Consider the following 17034-nt stretch of genomic DNA (forward strand, 5'->3'; position numbering starts at 1 on the left):
GATTCGGCGGGGCTATCTAGCCGCCACTGGCGCCGAGCGTCATATGCTCGCCCTCGATCCTGACGTTGCCGACGTGGGAGAGGAACGACTGGCCGAGCAGCGAGACATCCAGCCCCGAGGGCACGATTGCGGCCTGCACGTCGTGCGCTTCCAGCCCACCCAGTTCCATGCGCCCGATGCTGACCGGCACGCCGTAGACCGTCCCGTTGGCGCCGCGGCCGATGGGCATCAGATCGCTGTCGTTCCAGTCGAGCCCGATGGCGCGCGCGTCGTTGCCGGTCAGCGCGACGATGGTGGCGCCGGTATCGACAAGGAAGTGGGTGCGGCGCTGCTCGACATCGGCGTCGGCATAGAAATGCCCGTCGGGGGCGCGGGAAAGCACGGTTTCGCCGGCAAGCCACGCCTTCTTGGCCGAACTGTCATCGTGGCGGGTAGCGACTTTCGCATGATCGCTTCCACCCGCCTTGAGACCGGGCGCGATCCAGCCGACGAAGGCGACCGTGCCGGCCAGAAGGAAGATAGGGCCCATGCGCATGGGCCAAGGCTAGGCGCGAAGGCTTAAGCGGCGGTAAAGCCGGCCTCGTCGCCCTCGTCATCGGCGGCATAGCCGTGATGCAGGCCCGTCGCGACCAGTGCGGCCATCTGGCCGACCAGCAGGGCGTCCCATGCCATCAGCCCCCAGACCAGCCATTGAGGCCGATCCAGCGCGGCAATATGGTCCGCGCGATGCAGCGTCTGGAGCAGCAGCCAGACCGGACCGATGTGGAGCAGTATGCGCAGCGCCTTGGCCCAGCCGCTGCGGTAAATGCCAAGAAGGCCGGTTTCGCGGTCACCCAGCAGCCCGCCCACCATCAGCACGAGCGCGGGCAGGCTGGCGAGCGTCAGCGCCATGCCAAGCGTCGCTTCCGTTACGGGTGACAGCCGCTGGCCGAACATGCCGGGCAGCGAAACCGCGACCTGCACGAACAGCCCGAGCAGAACCTGCTTCCAGCCGATCTCGGCGAGGCTCCAGCCGCGTGTCCCGGCACTGCGGTTCGCCCAGAACCGGGCGCCGACCAGCACCGCCAGGACCAGAGCCGCGATCTTCAGCACGCCGAAATTCGTGCGCATCGGATCGAGCGCGAGGCTGGCGAAGGCATCCTGGCTGGCGAACATGCCGAGCCGGATTTCCACCGCGTGTTGCGCGAATTCGGGCAGCACCGCGATCAGCGGCACCAGCGGCGCCAGGCGCCACAGACGCAGCGAATCGCGCAGCGTTACGCCGATACTGGCAAGCTCACGGCTCAGGCGGTTCATTCGGCGGCCTGAGCTTCCCCAGCCGCGTTCGCCGCCTCGATCTCGGCCGCCTTGGCTTCGACCAGCTTGACGATGTGGTCCAGCATGTCCTCGGACTGGACGACGTGGTCGGTCACGCCCGAAAGGTAGACCATGTGCTTGCCGTTGCCGCCGCCGGTCAGGCCGATGTCGGTCTCGCGCGCTTCACCCGGGCCGTTGACGACGCAGCCGAGCACGGAGAGCGAGAGCGGCGTCTTGATGTGTTGCAGGCGGTCTTCCAGCGCCTCGACCGTGCGGATCACGTCGAAGCCCTGACGGGCGCAGCTGGGGCAGGAGACGACGCGCACGCCGCGCGTGCGCAGACCGAGCGCCTTCAGCATCTCGAAGCCGACGCGCACTTCCTCTTCCGGCTCGGCCGAGAGCGAGACGCGCAAGGTGTCACCGATGCCCGACCACAGCAGCATGCCCATGCCGATCGAGGATTTGACGGCGCCGCCGATGAGGCCGCCCGCTTCGGTGATGCCAAGGTGCAGCGGGCAGTCCACCGCGTCTGCCAGCCCCTGATAGGCGGCGACGGCCAGGAACACGTCGCTGGCCTTCACGGCGACCTTGTATTCGTGGAAATCGTGGTCTTGCAGCAGCTTGATATGGTCGAGCGCGGATTCAACGAGCGCTTCGGGGCAGGGCTCGCCGTACTTTTCCAGCAGGTCCTTTTCGAGGCTGCCGGCATTCACACCGATGCGGATCGCGCAGCCGTTGGCCTTGGCCGCGCGCACCACTTCGGCCACGCGTTCGGACGAGCCGATGTTGCCGGGGTTGATGCGCAGGCAGGCCGCGCCCGCGTCAGCCGCTTCCAGCGCGCGTTTGTAGTGGAAATGGATGTCCGCGATCAGCGGCACGCGGGCCTCGCGCACGATCTCGCGCATCGCCGCCGTGCTTTCCACATCGGGGCAGGAGACGCGAATCAGGTCCGCCCCGGCATCCTCGCACCGGCGGATCTGGTCGATCGTCGCCTTGGCGTCGGACGTGAGCGTATTGGTCATGGTTTGCACCGTGATCGGTGCATCGCCGCCGACGGGGACATTGCCGACCATGATCTGGCGGCTCTTGCGGCGCTCGATGTCGCGCCAGGGACGTACGGATGACATGGCGCTTCTATAGTCGTTCACGGTGACGGTTTGAAGCGCGATTACGGTCGGCCCGGATCTATGCGGCGCAAAACGAAGAAGGGGGCGAGACCACGCGGTCTCGCCCCCTTTCCATTCTTCACGCCGTGGCGTGCGCTCAGGCCAGAGCGGCCTTCAGCGCATCGGCCAGATCGGTGCGCTCCCAGGGGAACAGGTCGCCCTCGGGCTTGCGGCCGAAGTGGCCGTAAGCGGCGGTCGGGCCGTAGATCGGCTTGTTGAGGCCGAGGCCGACGCGGATGCCGCGCGGGGTCAGGCCGCCCAGCTTGTCTGCCGCGACCTTGGCGATCGCCACTTCCAGATCGGCATCGGCAACCGAACCGGTGCCGTGGGTGTCGACATAGAGCGAAAGCGGGGCCGACACGCCGATGGCGTAGGACACCTGGATCGTGCAGCGCTTGGCCAGACCGGCTGCAACCACGTTCTTGGCGAGGTAGCGGGTGACGTAAGCGGCCGAACGGTCGACCTTGGTCGGGTCCTTGCCCGAGAATGCGCCGCCGCCGTGGGGCGAAGCGCCGCCGTAGGTGTCGACGATGATCTTGCGGCCGGTGAGACCGGCGTCGCCGTCAGGGCCGCCGATTTCGAACTTGCCGGTCGGGTTGATGTGGAAGGCGGTTTCGTCGGTCACGAAGCCCTTGGGCAGGATCTCGGCCACGACCTTCTTCACATAGGCCTTGAGTTCGGCGTCCTGGGCACCTTCGTGGTAGCCGGGCTTGTGCTGGGTCGAAACGACGACAGCGGTCGCTTCCACGGGCACGCCGTTTTCGAAGCGCAGGGTGACCTGGCTCTTGGCGTCGGGCTCCAGGAACGGTGCGGCGCCCGAGTGACGGTCGGCAGCAAGGCGCTCAAGGATCTTGTGGCTGTAGTCGAGCGTGGCCGGCATGAGGTCCGGCGTTTCGTCGCAGGCGAAACCGAACATGATGCCCTGGTCGCCCGCGCCTTCGTCCTTGTTACCGGTCGAATCGACGCCCTGCGCGATGTCCGCGCTCTGCGGGTGCAGGTGGTTTTCGAAGACGAGGTCCTGCCAGTGGAAGCCGGCCTGTTCGTAGCCGATGCGCTTCACGGTTTCGCGGACGACGGTCTGAATCTCTTCCTGTGCGCCATCTTCCCAGTGGCCGTCGGTATCGATCATGCCCTTGCCGCGCACTTCACCCGCCAGCACGACGCGCTGGGTGGTGGTGAGCGTTTCGCACGCGACGCGCGCTTCGGGATCCTTGGAGAGGAAAAGATCGACGATAGCGTCGGAAATCTGGTCCGAAACCTTGTCGGGATGACCTTCGGAAACGCTCTCGGAAGTAAAGACGTAGCTATTGCGCATCTGGACACCACATATAAAGAAATCTTTATGTCCCCCCGGGTCTAGCCTCCCCGGCGGCGGAGCGCAATGCCCGAAACCGCAATCGCCAACAGAACTGCGGCAAGCGCCAGCGGCAAGCGATTGCCCCAGCGCGCAAAAGGCGTGGCTTCGTGGGCGGGCGGGATCAGTCCGTCGATCCGGCCGGCCTGATGCCAGGGCACGTAGGCGCGGACCAGCCCGTCCGCGTCGATCACCGCGCTGACGCCGGTGGTGGTGGACCGCATGATCGGCAGGCCTTCCTCGATCGCGCGCAAACGCGCCTGCGCAAGGTGCTGCGGAGGGCCCCAGCGGCCGAACCAGCCATCGGTGGAAGGGTTGAAGATATAGTCCGGCCGCACGCGCGGATCGACGATCTGGCCGCTGAAGATGATCTCGTAGCAGATCTGAATCCCGGCCTTGCCCCAGTCACCGAAGTCGATCGTGCGCGGGCCCGGGCCGGGCCAGAAGTCCAGCGCGCCGGGCACGAGGCGGGTGGCGCCCAGCGGTTCCAGCAGCCAGCGCAGCGCAAGATATTCGCCGTAAGGCACGAGGTGCGCCTTGGAATAGGAGGCGATGAGGTTGCCGTGCCCGTCGATGGCCGAGACCGAATTGCGCGCGGCCACTTCCTCGTCGTCCTTGATGACGAGGTCCACGGCGCCGGTCAGCAGCAGACCGTAAGGGCCGATCACCCGGCCGATGCGGCGGCGCGCGAGCACCGGGTCACCTGCATACGTGTAGATGCGGTAGAGATAGGACGGATAGCCGTCGCGAATATAGTCGCCCAGGCCCGATTCGGGCCAGAACACCACGCGCTTCTCGCCCGGCCGCCGGGGCAGCGAGAGGCGGGCCATGGTGTCGAAATTGTTCTCGAAATTGCGGGGATCTTCGATGAATTCCTGCCGGATATCGGGCTGGATCAGGGTGAAGCGAATCGCGCCTTCCGCGCGCGCGGCCCACGGGTCCGGCCGGGTCATCAGCATCGTCAGCGGGGCATAGACCGCCAGCACGGGCAGGACCCACGCCCATCGCAGGACGCCCCGTCCGCCTAGCGCGAGCCGGACCAGCAGGCCGGGCAGGGCGGCCAGCAGCACCAGCACGCCGGAGAGCCCGTAGGTGCCCGTCCACGGGGTTATCAGGGCCAGCCCCCGCGTGTCGAAACCACCCAGCAGCGCCACGCCCAGCGGGTTCCAGGCGAAGCCGGTGAAGAGCCACGCCCGCAGCCATTCGGCGACGATCCAGCTGCCCGCGAAGGCCAGTCCCAGCACCGCGAAAGCCCCCGAGGCGCCTTTTGCCCCGGCTTTGTCCCGGTCCAGCTTCAGCACCAGCCAGCTGCCCGCCGCCGCCAGCGCCGGGAAGAGCGCGAGGTAGAGCGAGAGCAGGAAAACCGCGATCATGCCCAGCCATGCGGGCATCGCGGCCTGATAGGTGAAGGCGGTTGCGATCCAGTTGTTGCCGAGCGTGAAGTGGCCCAGCCCGAAGCACCAGCCGATGAAGAAGGCGCGTTTCCAGCTAGGTGCGCAGGCCACCAGCTCGATCAGAATGGCGATCCCCAGCAGGGTGAGCGGCCATAGCGCCAGCGGCTGGAATCCGCAGGCGGCGATGGCGCCGGCCAGAATGGCGGCAGGGCCGGTCGCCAGTTTGCTCACAAGGCGCGGGTGCCGGGCCAGGATGGGGCGGCCGGATTCGGCCGGTACGGATTTCACGGCTGGGCCTCGCGGCGAAGGAGTTCCTTGGGCGAGGCTATGTACGGTACTTGCCGCGCGGCGCAAGCGATCTCCGCATACGGACTTGCGCGGCCATCGCCCGAACAGAAACGGCCCGGGATCCACCTTGGCGGAACCCGGGCCGTTTCTGTTGGCGGCAAAAGACGCGGAACTTAGGAGTTCACGGCCTCAAGCGTGCTGTCGCCAGCCTCATCCGCAGGCGGCGTGGCCTTGCGGGTGCGGCGGCGGCGGGGCTTTTCCTCGGCCTTGGCGGCTTCGGCATCGGCTTCGGGGGCTTCGTCCGTGCTCGGCTGGGCCTTCTTGCTGGCCTTGGCCGAGATGGCGGGGGGCAGCGTGGAAGGATCGAGCGCGAGCTCGGCAGCAGCTTGCGGGGCAGCTTCCACGGGGGCGGCATTGCCGTCCGCTTCGGCGGCTTCACCGTCCTCGCGGCGGTCGCGGCGCGGCTTGCGCTGCTTCAGACCGCGATTGCCACGGGGTTCGCCGCGAATGTCGCGAACGAAGGGGTTTTCGGCCGGTTCGTAGACCGAACGTTCGCCTTCGCTCTCGCCTTCGTTGCCGGCGGTTTCGATGCTGTCTTCGGCCGGAGCCTCGACACGCGGCGCACGTTCCTGACGCTCAGGGCGGTCCTGACGTTCGGGACGGTCCTGGCGCTCGGGGCGTTCCTGACGCTCCTGACGTTCGGGCCGATCCTGACGCTCCGGACGGTCCTGCCGTTCGGGGCGATCCTGACGTTCCTGCCGCTCAGGGCGCGGTTGGCGGTCCTGCTGATAGCTGCGCTCGGCGGTCGATTCGAAATCGCCGTAATCGTCGCCGTACTCGTCCGAATAATCGGGCGTGCGATCGTCACGACGGGGTTGGCGTGCGTCGTCCTGACGCTGTTTCTGGTCGGCCAGCACGCGGAAATAGTGATCCGCGAACTGAAGGTAGTACTCCTCCGTCACACGATCACCGTTGAGGTGGGAATCGTGGGCGAGCTTCCTGTACTTCTCCAGCAGCTGCGGCGCGTTGCCGCGTGCCCTGCTGTCGATCCGGTTCGTTTGCTGACCGCCCTGCGGGCGATTGTTACCGCGGCCGCGCCGACGGTTATTACCACGATTATTATTCAAGGATTATTTCCTCAAAACCCTGGGTATCGGCCGGATCCCATCGGGCCGAACTGCCGTACGTCACAAGATCACGGAGCGCCCCCGCGTGCCGTGACTTCCACCTCTGCCGTGCCGTGCAGCGTTGCTGCCGCGACTGTCATGCAAATGATGGAGATGAAGCGTCCGCATGGGAAATTCCATCCATGTGCCGCTTCGCCTCAATCCTTAGGCATTCCGGCGCCGGATTCCAAGCGGAATCTCACGCGCCTGTTGAAAACTCCAGCACGCGAGGGCGATTTCCGAGGTCGCGGTGCAAACGACTGGAAAGATCGGCTTCGCGCCCGATCGCCGCGACCGACTCGGCCTGTTGATAGCCGATCTCGACCAGCGCGATGCCGCGCGGGGCGAGCAGGCGGACCAGCTGGGGCACCAGGATTCGATAGTCGTCCAGCCCGTGTTCACCCGAATAGAGCGCGCTGGCCGGCTCAAAGGCGGCGACCGAGCGATCGAGTTCCACGGTGGTCTCGACATAGGGCGGGTTGGCAAGGATCAGGTCGAACGGACCGCCCAGTGCGTGGTCCCAGCCGGGGACGTGCCAGTCGGCCAGGGCCATGCGGGCGCGTTCGGCAAGTCCCAGCGCCTCGGCATTGCCCGCCGCGACCGCAAGCGCGCCCGGCGAGCTGTCTATGCCCACCCCGCGTGCCTCGGGCAGATTGGCGAGCACCGCCAGCAAGAGTGCGCCCGATCCCGTGCCGCAGTCGAGCACGGTCCGGGCATCGGGCCGGGCGGCAAGCGCGGCCTCTACCAGAACTTCCGAATCGCTGCGCGGGATCAGCACGTCCGGGCCTACCGTGAAGGGCAGGCCGAAGAATTCCTGAGAGCCGGTGATGTAGGCGACCGGCTCGTGCTCGGCGCGGCGGTCCACCAGCGCCGCGAAGCCTTCGGGCGCGGGATCGCGCATGCGGGAGAGCAGCATGGAGGAGCGCGTGGTGCCCAGTGCGTGGGCCATCAGCACTTCGGCGTCGAGCCGGGCGGTGTCGCTGGTTGACGCGAGGCGGTCCGCGGCCTCGCGGATGGCTTCGCCGACGGTGGGGCCGAGGGCGGGGGGCGGCTCAATCATCCTTCGACAAGCTCAGGATGAGCGGGGAAGGGGTGATTGGGGCAAGGAGCGAGCGGGGAAGAGGGAGCGAGCGCGAAAGAGAGCCATATTGCACCCAGTCCCGCTCGCCCTGAGCTTGTCGAAGGGCCCGGCACAACCCCAGCCCGGTCAAGCATCCATGGCCGCAAGGCGCTTGGCCTCGTCCTCGGCGATCAGCGCGTCGACCAGTTCGCCCAGACCCGGACCTTCGAGGACCTCGGGCAAGCGATGGAGCGTCAGGTTGATGCGGTGGTCGGTCACGCGGCCTTGCGGGAAATTGTAGGTGCGGATGCGCTCCGAACGGTCGCCCGATCCCACCATGGCCTTGCGCGCCTCGGCCTCGGCACCCTGTGCCTCGTCGCGCATCTTCTCGTAGAGACGCGCGCGCAGGACCTGCATGGCCTTGGCCTTGTTCTTGTGCTGGCTGCGCTCGTCCTGACAGATCACGACCAGCCCCGACGGCAGGTGGGTGATGCGCACCGCCGAATCGGTGGTGTTGACGTGCTGGCCGCCCGCGCCCGAAGCGCGGTAGATGTCGATCTTGAGGTCCTTGTCCTCGATCTGGACATCGACCTCAGTCGGCTCGGGCAGCACCGCGACGGTCGCGGCCGAGGTGTGGATGCGCCCGCCCGATTCGGTGACCGGCACGCGCTGAACGCGGTGGACGCCCGATTCGAACTTGAGCTTGGCAAAGACGCCCGAGCCCGAGACATTGGCGACCACTTCCTTGAAGCCGCCGATGTCGCTGGCGTTGACGCTGATCATCTCGACCCGCCAGCCCTGTTCGGCGGCATAGCGCTCGTACATGCGATAGAGGTCGGCGGCGAACAGCGCGGCCTCGTCGCCGCCGGTGCCGGCGCGGATTTCGAGCATGGCCGGGCGCACGTCGGCCGTGTCACGCGGGAGCATGGCGATGGCGAGCTTGCGCTCGACTTCGGGCAGCTCGGCCTTGAGGCGGTAGACCTCCTCCTCGGCCATGGCGCGCATGTCCGGATCGGGGTCTTCGAGGGTCTGGAGCGCTTCCAGCTCGCCGCGCATCGACACGATTTCGGCAGCGATGCGGGCCACCGGTTCCAGTTCCGCATAGTCGCGGCTGGCGGCAACGAAGGCGTCGCCTTCCAATGTGCCGGACGCAAGGCGCGCCTCCAGTTCGGCGAAACGGGCGCCGAGCTGGCCGAGGCGGGCGTCGGAAATGGACATCAGGTGGCTCCCACGCCGATTTCGGTCCGCACTTTATCCGTCATCCCGATGAACGCGGGGATCCCGCTTGTTCTGGCGGCGTGGCGAAAAGGAAGCGGGGCCCCCGCATGCGCGGGGGCGACGGCATTGTATATCGCTTCGGTGTGTGTTGCGTCAGTCGAGAGGAGGTCAGCCGAAATCACGGGTGGACCGACTGGAGAACCTGCTCGACCGCGAGATATTCGGCGGTCGGCTCGGCGGCGCGCAAGTTGGCGACCGGCTGGCCGTCCTTCGTGCCGAACGAGATGAGCACTTTCGCGCCCATCTTCACGGCCTTGTCGAAGCGCTTGCGCGGGCTGCCGGTGGCGATCATCTCGGCATCGAGGCCCTGGAAACGCAGCGCGGTGATGACCTTCTGTGCATAGGCGAGTGCGGCATCGTCCTCGACCGCCAGCACCACGGTCAGCGGCGTCTCGGCCAGCGTGCCCGCATCGGCGACCAGCATCGCCAGACGCTCGATCCCCGCTGCCCAGCCGACGGCCGGGGTCGCCGGACCGCCGAGGCTTTCCATCAGCCCGTCATAGCGGCCGCCGCCGAGCACGGTGCCCTGCGCGCCGAGGCGGCTGGTGACGAATTCGAACGCCGTGTGGCGATAGTAGTCGAGCCCGCGCACAAGTGCGGGTGCCCGTTCGTAGGCAACGCCCGCCGCGTCGAGGCCCTGCGTCACCGCGGCGAAGAAGTCCTGCGCCTCGGCCGAGAGGAAGTCGTCGATACGCGGGGCGTCAGCCACGAAGACCTTGTCGCGCGGGTCCTTGGAATCGAGGATGCGTAGCGGATTGCGTTCGAGGCGATCCTGCGAATCCTCGGACAGATCGGCCTTGTGGGCGCGGAAGTATTCAATCAGCGCCGCACGCCAGCTGTCGCGGCTGGCCGCATCGCCCAGCGTGTTGAGCTGGAGCGTCACGCCCTCCGAAATCCCCAGTTCCTTGAGGAGCTGGTCGGCAAGCACCAGCAGTTCCACGTCGGCGGTCGGTTCGGCCGCGCCGATCAGTTCGGCGTCGATCTGGTGGAACTGGCGATAGCGGCCCTTCTGCGGGCGCTCGTAGCGGAACAGCGGGCCGTGCGTGGCGATCTTGACCGGGGCGAATTGCTTCCAGCCGTTGGTCAGATAGGCGCGCGCGATTCCGGCGGTGAATTCGGGGCGCAGCGTGAGCGGGTCACCGCCGCGATCCTCGAACGAGTACATTTCCTTGGACACGACGTCGGTGGTCTCGCCGATCGAGCGGGAGAACACGGCGGTATCCTCGAACACCGGCATTTCCGCGCGGCGGAAGCGGTAGAGCTTGCGAATGCGCTCGAACGTCTCGACGACATGCGCGAAAGCCTCGGCGTCTGCGCCGAAGATGTCCTGGGTTCCGCGGATCGCCTGAGGCGTCTTGGTCGATGTGCTGCTCATAACGCGCGCGCTTAGCCCGATTGCGGCGGCGGGGAAAGTGGCTGCGGTGCAAGCGGGGGATTGGGCGTGGAAATAGGCGGGCTCTGTCCTCCCCGGCACGGGGAGGTGGCAGCCCGCAGGGCTGACGGAGGGGAGTCGCGTCCTCACGCGACCGTTGCGTCGTGGCATCCTTCGACAAGCTCAGGATGAGCGGGGCGCAGTTTCCCATCCCCTCGAATGGATGCCGCTCATCCTGAGCTTGTCGAAGGACCGAAAATTACCGCACCTGCTGGACCGGAACGCATGAGTGAATTGGATGGTTGCCAAATCCCGCAACAGCCGCAAAGAATGGCGAAATGAAATATCGTACCGCGGTCGTCACGCTCTTCGCCCTCCTTTCCGTCTCCACCCCGGCGCTGGCGCAAGCTTCGGCGCAGGAGTCTGCCACGCGCACGACTCCGACCGCGCCCGCGCTGCCCGATCCGCTGCCGGCGGCGCAGGACAAGCCCTATGCCGGGACGATCACGCTCGACATCGATGCCAGCGACACCGTGCGCGGCGTCTATAAGGTGACGCAGCAGGTCCCGGTCGCCCCTGGCACGCGGAACCTGATCCTGATCCAGCCGAGCTGGCTGCCCGGCAATCACTCGCCCACCGGCCCCTTCGCGCTGCTGGCGGACATCCACTTCTTTGCCGACGGCAAGGAAATCACGTGGCAGCGGGACACCGTGGCGGTGAACGCCTTCCATCTCGACCTGCCGGCCGGCACCCAGATGGTGACGGTGAAGTTCGTCCACACCTCGCCGGTGCAGGCCAAGGAAGGCCGCATCACGATGACGCAGGAGATGCTCAATCTTCAGTGGGAGAAGATGAGCCTCTATCCGGCCGGTTATTATACGCGCGGGATCACCTTCAAGCCGACCGTGAAGTTCCCGGCGGGCTGGACCGTCTACACCGCGCTCGACGGCAAGGCCCAGCAGGGCGACACCGTCACCTGGAGCCCGATCGATTACGAACGCCTTGTCGATTCGCCTATCTTCGCCGGCAAGTATGCGCAGAGCTGGGATCTCGGCCACGGCGTGAGCATGAACGTGGTGGCGGATGAGTCCAAGCTGCTCGGCATCAAGCCCGAGAACATGCAGACTTATCGCAACCTCGTCTCGCAGGCGCTGTTCACGTTCGGCGCCCGCCACTTCGACCACTATGACTTCCTGCTGGCACTGACCGACCGCATGGGCGGCATCGGCCTCGAACACCACCGTTCGAGCGAGAACCAGATGGAACCGCGCGTCTGGGTCGATTGGGACAAGATGGACTGGGATCGCAACGTGATCCCGCACGAATTCACGCATAGCTGGAACGGCAAGTACCGCCGCCCGGCCGACTTGTGGACGCCGGACTTCCAGCAGCCGATGCAGAACACGCTGCTCTGGGTCTACGAAGGCCAGACGCAGTTCTGGGGCTACATCCTCGCCGCGCGTTCGGGCGTGCAGACCAAGCAGACCACGCTCGACACGCTGGCCGGCGCCGTTGCCCGCTATGCCGAGGCGACGCCGGGTCGCGGCTGGCGTTCGGTGGAAGACACCACCCACGCACCGATCATCAACGAGCGCCGCCCGCTGCCCTATACCTCGATCACCCGCACCGAGGACTATTATGTCGAAGGCGCGCTGACCTGGCTCGAAGCGGACCAGATCATCCGCCAGGGCACCAAGGGCGCCAAGGGCCTCGACGATTTCGCCAAAGCCTTCTTCGGCGTGCGCGACGGCGACTGGGGCGAGCTGACCTACAACTTCGACGATGTCGTGAAGACGCTGAACGGCATCTATCCCTACGATTGGGCCAGCTTCCTCAAGACCCGCATCTACGCCACCAACCAGCCGGCGCCCACCAAGGGCATCGAGATGGCCGGCTACAAGCTGGTCTGGAAGGACACCCAGAACGCCTACGAAAAGGGCCTCGGCGATTCGCGCAAGTCGCTGGACCTCAGCTACTCGCTGGGCGTGTCGCTCGACAACGAAGGCACTGTTACCGCCACGGTGTGGGACAGCCTTGGCTACAATGCCGGTCTGGTGGGCGGCGTGAAGGTCGTTGCAGTGAACGGCAGGGCCTATAGCGCCGACGGGATCAAGGACGCGATCACTGCCGCCAAGACCGCCAAGGAGCCGATCAGCCTGCTGGTGAAGCGCGGCGATGCGTTCCAGACCGTCTCGCTCGATTACCACGGCGGCCTGCGCTGGCCCTGGCTGGAAAGCACCACGCCGGGCAAGGCCAATGGGCTTGACCGCCTGCTGGCGCCGCGCACGAAATAAGTAAAACCGGCTCAGGCCGGCGACTATTCGGAGCGGGGTCGGGCCATGGTCCGGCCCCGTTTCGTTTGTGTGCAGGTGGCGGAAACGCGCGGCCGGGCGGCCGATGTTGTCACATCCGCGCACGGATCCGGTCATGTTTTGTCACGGCAGCGGTTCCGCGATCCTTGCGCCGCAAGTGCGAATAGGCGGTTGCGATGCATTAACCGTCCCGCTAAGCCCCGCCGTCAAAGTTCAAGGCGGCGCACGCTCAGTAGCGCCGCTCAAATCGTGCCCGTTGAAAAGGACCAACATGCGCATCGACATGATCCCTGTCGGCAAGAATCCGCCGGAGAGCCTGAACGTCATCATCGAGGTTCCCGTTGGCGGTGAGCCGGTGAAGTACGAATTCGACAAGGATTCGGGCGCGCTCTTCGTGGACCGCATCCTGCACACGCCGATGCGTTACCCCGCCAACTACGGCTTCGTTCCGCACACCCTTTCGCCCGACGGTGACCCGCTCGACGCGCTGGTCGTTGCCCGCTCGCCCTTCGTGCCCGGCTCGGTCGTGCGCGTGCGCCCGATCGCGGTGCTGAACCTGGAAGACGAGCACGGCGGCGACGAAAAGCTCGTCTGCGTGCCCGACGACAAGACCTTCCCGTATTACTCGGACGTGCAGGAAAAGGGCGATCTTCCGCCGATCGTGTTCAGCCAGATCGAGCACTTCTTCACGCACTACAAGGACCTTGAGGCCGAGAAGTGGGTGCGCGTCGGTACCTGGGGCGGCGCTGACGAAGCCCGCCAGATCGTTGTCGAGGCGATCGAGCGCTACGAGGCGGACAAGGCTGCCAAGGCCTGAGCCACTACAAGTTCACACCCCATGTGAAGGAAGGGCCGGCGGAGTGATCCGTCGGCCCTTTTCCGTTTCGGGGTCGGACTGAATTCCTCCCGCCATGAGGGGAGGATACCCGAACGTCAGGCCGGTTGGCGCAGTTCTTCCACCAGCCTCGGGACATCGGCCAGCGCGCGCAGGGCGTCGTTGAGGTGCGTGCAGCCTTCCGGACCGCGCAGCATTTCCAGCACATCCTCGCGCACTTGCCCGAGGTTGCGGCCGACCAGACGCGCGACATTGTGGACCGCACCGGGGCATTCGCGGAACGGCAGGATGCGCGCCTCGGGGGCGAGGCTCAGCACTTCCAGCGTCTCCGCATCGACGGTCGCGGCAAGGTTGTATTCGTGGATGGCGACGCGGCCGCCCTCGCGCAGCTTGGCGCTGTCCTGAAAGGCCGAGGCGATGCGGATCAGGCCGCCGTCGCGCGTCACATCGATGCGGCGGGCGCGGCGGAAGCCGGGGCCTTCGTGTTCAAGGAACTGGTGCCAGCCCTCGGGATCGGCGGCGTTGCGAAGATTTCCCGCGTCCGCATCGGCCACTTTGTCCAGCGCGGCGGTGCCGGAAACACCGCTGTTGCCCTCCTGAAGGCCCCAGCAGACATTGGCACGCTGGGCCAGCGCGGAGGCGCCGTCTTCCGCGCCCAGCCGCTCGCGCAGCAGGTCCATGCGTTCGGGGTACCATTGCCCCCATGCGAACGAGGAGACGAGCGCAGTACCGGAAAGGTCGTCCAGCACGAGATAGAGCGGATCGGCCTGCGCGATCAGTTCGGGCATGATTTCGCGCAGGGCCATGCGCAGATGGCCTCCGGCGCGCGCGCCGACGAGTTGGCCGATCGTCGCCGGGGCCGGGTCTGCGGCGATCCGGGTGATCGTCTTGTCCTCGGTCATCCGCAGCGAGAATTCGCCGGTGGCCAGCGTATGGCCGCTGCCGTCCGGGCCGGTCAGGTAATCGCGTGCGCGGCCGACGAAAAGGCGCTCGCCTTCGGGGCCATCGGGCCAGGCCACATCGATGCTGGACGTGCGGCGCAGCGAGTTCGCGGGGCGCACCGGCGCCGGGTTCGCTGTTTGGCGCGGAGGCGGCGGATAGGACGCGGAAGGAATCGACGTGGTCATGGTGGCATCCTGCGATTTTTGTTTTCGCCGATCAGCCTGACACCTTCACCAGCAGCTTGCCTAGATGGTTGTTGCCAGAAAACACCCCGGCGAAGGCTTCAGGCGCGGAATCCAGCCCCTCGACCACCGATTCCGGGCAGCGGATGCGCCCCTCGGCGATCCAGCCGGCGATATCGTCCAGCGCCTGCTGGCCGCCGACGAGGAAGCCGCCGAAGCCCTTGATCTCCAGACCCTTGGACATGATCGTGCGGAAAAATCCGGGCAGACGGTCAGGCCCCGGGCCTTCGAGTCCCATGCCGTAATAGGCGATGAAACCGCAGACCGGCATCCGCGCGCCGCGCTTGAGGTGGGGAAGGACGGCCAGCATCACGTCGCCGCCGACATTGTCGATGAAGACGTCGGCGCCTTCGGACAGTGCCTTGGCGAGTTGCTCGGCGAAGTCGGGTGCCTTGTAGTCGGCAGCGGCATCGAAGCCGAGGTCGATCAGCCCCCGGCACTTGTCCGGCCCGCCGGCGATACCGATCACGCGCGCGCCGCGTATCTTGGCGATCTGCCCGGCAAGGCTGCCCACCGCGCCCGCTGCGGCCGAGATCACCACCGTCTCGCCCGCCGCGACGCGGCCGATGCCGATCACGCAGGCATGGGCGGTCTGCCCCGGCATCCCAAGCGCGCCCAGCGCGGTGGAGACGGGTGCCTGCGCGGGATCGAGCTTTCTTGGCGGCCCGCGCCAATCGGCCTTGTCCGGCGCGACGAGGGCATATTCGCGCCATCCGGTACGATCCTCCACCACATCCCCCACCGCATAGCCGGGGTGGTTGGAGGCGACGACTTCGCTGACCGTCGGGCCGTACATGACCTCGCCGGGATGGACCTGCGTCACGCCGGAAAGGCGCTTTTCGTCGATGGCGAAGCGGATCAGCGGGTCGAGACCCAGCCAGAGCGTCCGCAGCAGCACCTCACCCTCGCCCGGCACGGGAATCGGCGCCGCTTCCACGCGGAAGTCCGAAGGCTTCGGGTTGCCTTGCGCATAGCGTGCCAGCACGACCTGCTTCATGGTGCCGCTCACCTGAGTTTCACCGTAACCGCCGACATGCCGCGATGGTCGAGGCCGCGATATTCGGGCTTCGGCTTGGCCGGGTCGAGCGTCATGTTCGGGAAGCGGTCGAGCAGGCCGTTGATCGCCACCACCATCTCCTGCCGGGCGACATCCATGCCGAGGCACCGATGCGGGCCGAAGCCGAAGCCCATGTGGTGCTCCTTGCGGCGGAAGATGTCGTATTCCTCCGGCTTGTCGAACACCGCCGGATCGTGGTTCGCGGCGCCGAGGCACAAGTGGATGCGGGTGCCGGCGGGGACTTTCACGCCTTCCATCTCGGTATCCTCCATGCAAAGGCGCATGAACACCGGATCGGTGGCACGCCAGCGCAGGCCCTCTTCCACCGCAAGGTCGATCAGGCTGCGATCCTGCTTGCAAGCTTCCCAGAAGTGGCGGTGCGTCATCAGCGCATCGATGGTGATGCCCAGTTGCCGCCAGGTGGTGCCGCCGCCCGCGAAGATGGCGAGCTTGCAGTAGCCGAACAGCTCATCTTCGGTGAGCGGGCGCTTGGAGCCGTCCTCGTGCGTGATCTCGCAGGCGATCAGGCCGGCGATCAGGTTATCGCCGGGCTCGCGGTGGTTCTCCGCGATCAGGCGGCGCAGCGTGCCATCGACCCAGGCGCGCGCCTCCGCCGCTTCCTCGGGCGGCAGGTTGCGCGCGCCGAACGTGGCGCGGTTGAGCTGGTAGCGGAACTCGATCACGTCCTCGCCTTCCAGCCCGATGGCGCGGGTGACGGTGGCCATCGGCAGGCGCGCGCAGAGATCGGTGTTGAGGTCGGTGGTCTCGCGATCCTTGATCTGGTCGAGCAGGACGTCGACCGTCTCCTCGATCCAGCGCTTGTTCCACCAATCCAGCACCTTGGGCCGCTTGAACAGCGGCTGCGCGGCGGAGCGCAGGCGCTTGTGCGGCTTGCCGACCATCGAGAGGATGGTGGTGCCGATCGTCCGCACCCCGGCGCTCTCGTTATAGCCCTCGGACGAATAGAGCTGGTTCTCGCGGAAGCCGATCTCGCAGGCGCGGTAGGAGAAGAACGTCATGTTCTCGCGCGGCGGGCCGAGCATCGAGACCATTTCCGGCACGCCCAGCAATTCGCGCAAGGTGCCCTTGTGCACCGCGCCCGCCTCGCGCAGGCGGTTCATGTCCTCGGTATAGTCGCGCGTCGGGTCGACACCGGAATTGGCGTCCACTTTGTCGACATCGAACATCTCCGCATAGCGCGGATTGTCCGACAGCAGCGATGCGAGCGCGTTGGAGCGGGAATCGTTACCCGAATAGGGACAGGTCGCCATG

Annotated in this window: 14 protein-coding genes; 2 read left to right on the forward strand and 12 right to left on the reverse strand. The window is 66.6% G+C overall.

From position 1 onward, the window contains the following. Positions 1-16: 16 nt before the first annotated feature. The 9 genes from EDF56_RS13220 to hisS all read right to left on the reverse strand — a co-directional run bounded on the left by EDF56_RS13220 (position 17) and on the right by hisS (position 10377). Entirely contained in the window at positions 17-535 is a 519-nt protein-coding gene (locus EDF56_RS13220; RefSeq protein ID WP_132388102.1) for a TIGR02281 family clan AA aspartic protease, read from the reverse strand. A 23-nt stretch (positions 536-558) separates the two neighbouring features. Beyond that, on the reverse strand, positions 559-1296 hold the full coding sequence (locus EDF56_RS13225) for a hypothetical protein (RefSeq protein WP_132388104.1): 738 nt from the start codon (positions 1294-1296) through the stop codon (positions 559-561). Further along, entirely contained in the window at positions 1293-2423 is a 1131-nt protein-coding gene (gene ispG / locus EDF56_RS13230) for a flavodoxin-dependent (E)-4-hydroxy-3-methylbut-2-enyl-diphosphate synthase (RefSeq protein WP_132388106.1), read from the reverse strand. Before ispG ends, EDF56_RS13225 begins: the two co-directional genes overlap by 4 nt. A gap of 136 nt (positions 2424-2559) precedes the next feature. Further along, positions 2560-3777: a methionine adenosyltransferase gene (metK, locus tag EDF56_RS13235; protein WP_132388108.1), complete on the reverse strand. Its 1218-nt coding sequence runs from the start codon at positions 3775-3777 to the stop codon at positions 2560-2562. 41 nt (positions 3778-3818) lie between these two features. Next, positions 3819-5441, reverse strand: a complete 1623-nt coding sequence (lnt, locus tag EDF56_RS13240) for an apolipoprotein N-acyltransferase (RefSeq protein ID WP_243652603.1) — start codon at positions 5439-5441, stop codon at positions 3819-3821. A gap of 230 nt (positions 5442-5671) precedes the next feature. Then, positions 5672-6625, reverse strand: coding sequence for a DUF4167 domain-containing protein (locus EDF56_RS13245; RefSeq protein WP_132388110.1), 954 nt, complete (start codon positions 6623-6625; stop codon positions 5672-5674). Between the two features lie 238 nt (positions 6626-6863). Further along, positions 6864-7724: a peptide chain release factor N(5)-glutamine methyltransferase gene (gene prmC, locus EDF56_RS13250; RefSeq protein WP_132388112.1), complete on the reverse strand. Its 861-nt coding sequence runs from the start codon at positions 7722-7724 to the stop codon at positions 6864-6866. A 147-nt stretch (positions 7725-7871) separates the two neighbouring features. Then, positions 7872-8942, reverse strand: a complete 1071-nt coding sequence (prfA, locus tag EDF56_RS13255) for a peptide chain release factor 1 (RefSeq protein ID WP_132388114.1) — start codon at positions 8940-8942, stop codon at positions 7872-7874. 178 nt (positions 8943-9120) lie between these two features. Further along, positions 9121-10377 (reverse strand): histidine--tRNA ligase, encoded by a 1257-nt coding sequence (hisS, locus tag EDF56_RS13260; RefSeq protein WP_132388116.1) that lies wholly within the window; start codon positions 10375-10377, stop codon positions 9121-9123. 335 nt (positions 10378-10712) lie between these two features. Between hisS and EDF56_RS13265 the strand changes: the two genes are divergently transcribed. Both EDF56_RS13265 and ppa read left to right on the forward strand, forming a co-directional pair. Next, positions 10713-12668 carry a M61 family metallopeptidase gene (locus EDF56_RS13265; RefSeq protein ID WP_132388118.1) on the forward strand — a complete coding sequence of 652 codons (1956 nt, stop codon included), beginning with the start codon at positions 10713-10715 and terminating at the stop codon, positions 12666-12668. A 289-nt stretch (positions 12669-12957) separates the two neighbouring features. Then, positions 12958-13503, forward strand: a complete 546-nt coding sequence (gene ppa / locus EDF56_RS13270; RefSeq protein WP_132388120.1) for an inorganic diphosphatase — start codon at positions 12958-12960, stop codon at positions 13501-13503. 116 nt (positions 13504-13619) lie between these two features. Here ppa and EDF56_RS13275 read toward each other — a convergent pair whose 3' ends face one another. Genes EDF56_RS13275 through EDF56_RS13285 form a run of 3 tightly spaced genes read right to left on the reverse strand, consistent with a single transcriptional unit; the run spans position 13620 to position 17033 of the window. Then, positions 13620-14648, reverse strand: a complete 1029-nt coding sequence (locus EDF56_RS13275) for a DUF2889 domain-containing protein (RefSeq protein WP_243652574.1) — start codon at positions 14646-14648, stop codon at positions 13620-13622. A gap of 31 nt (positions 14649-14679) precedes the next feature. Further along, positions 14680-15714 (reverse strand): NADP-dependent oxidoreductase, encoded by a 1035-nt coding sequence (locus EDF56_RS13280; RefSeq protein WP_132388122.1) that lies wholly within the window; start codon positions 15712-15714, stop codon positions 14680-14682. Beyond that, positions 15711-17033, reverse strand: coding sequence for a cytochrome P450 (locus tag EDF56_RS13285; RefSeq protein ID WP_132388124.1), 1323 nt, complete (start codon positions 17031-17033; stop codon positions 15711-15713). The genes EDF56_RS13280 and EDF56_RS13285 overlap by 4 nt, the downstream gene beginning before the upstream one ends. Between the last annotated feature and the right edge of the window lies 1 nt (position 17034).

Origin of the sequence: Novosphingobium sp. PhB165 (assembly GCF_004341845.1) — a bacterium.
In the GTDB taxonomy this organism is placed as follows: Bacteria; Pseudomonadota; Alphaproteobacteria; order Sphingomonadales; family Sphingomonadaceae; genus Novosphingobium.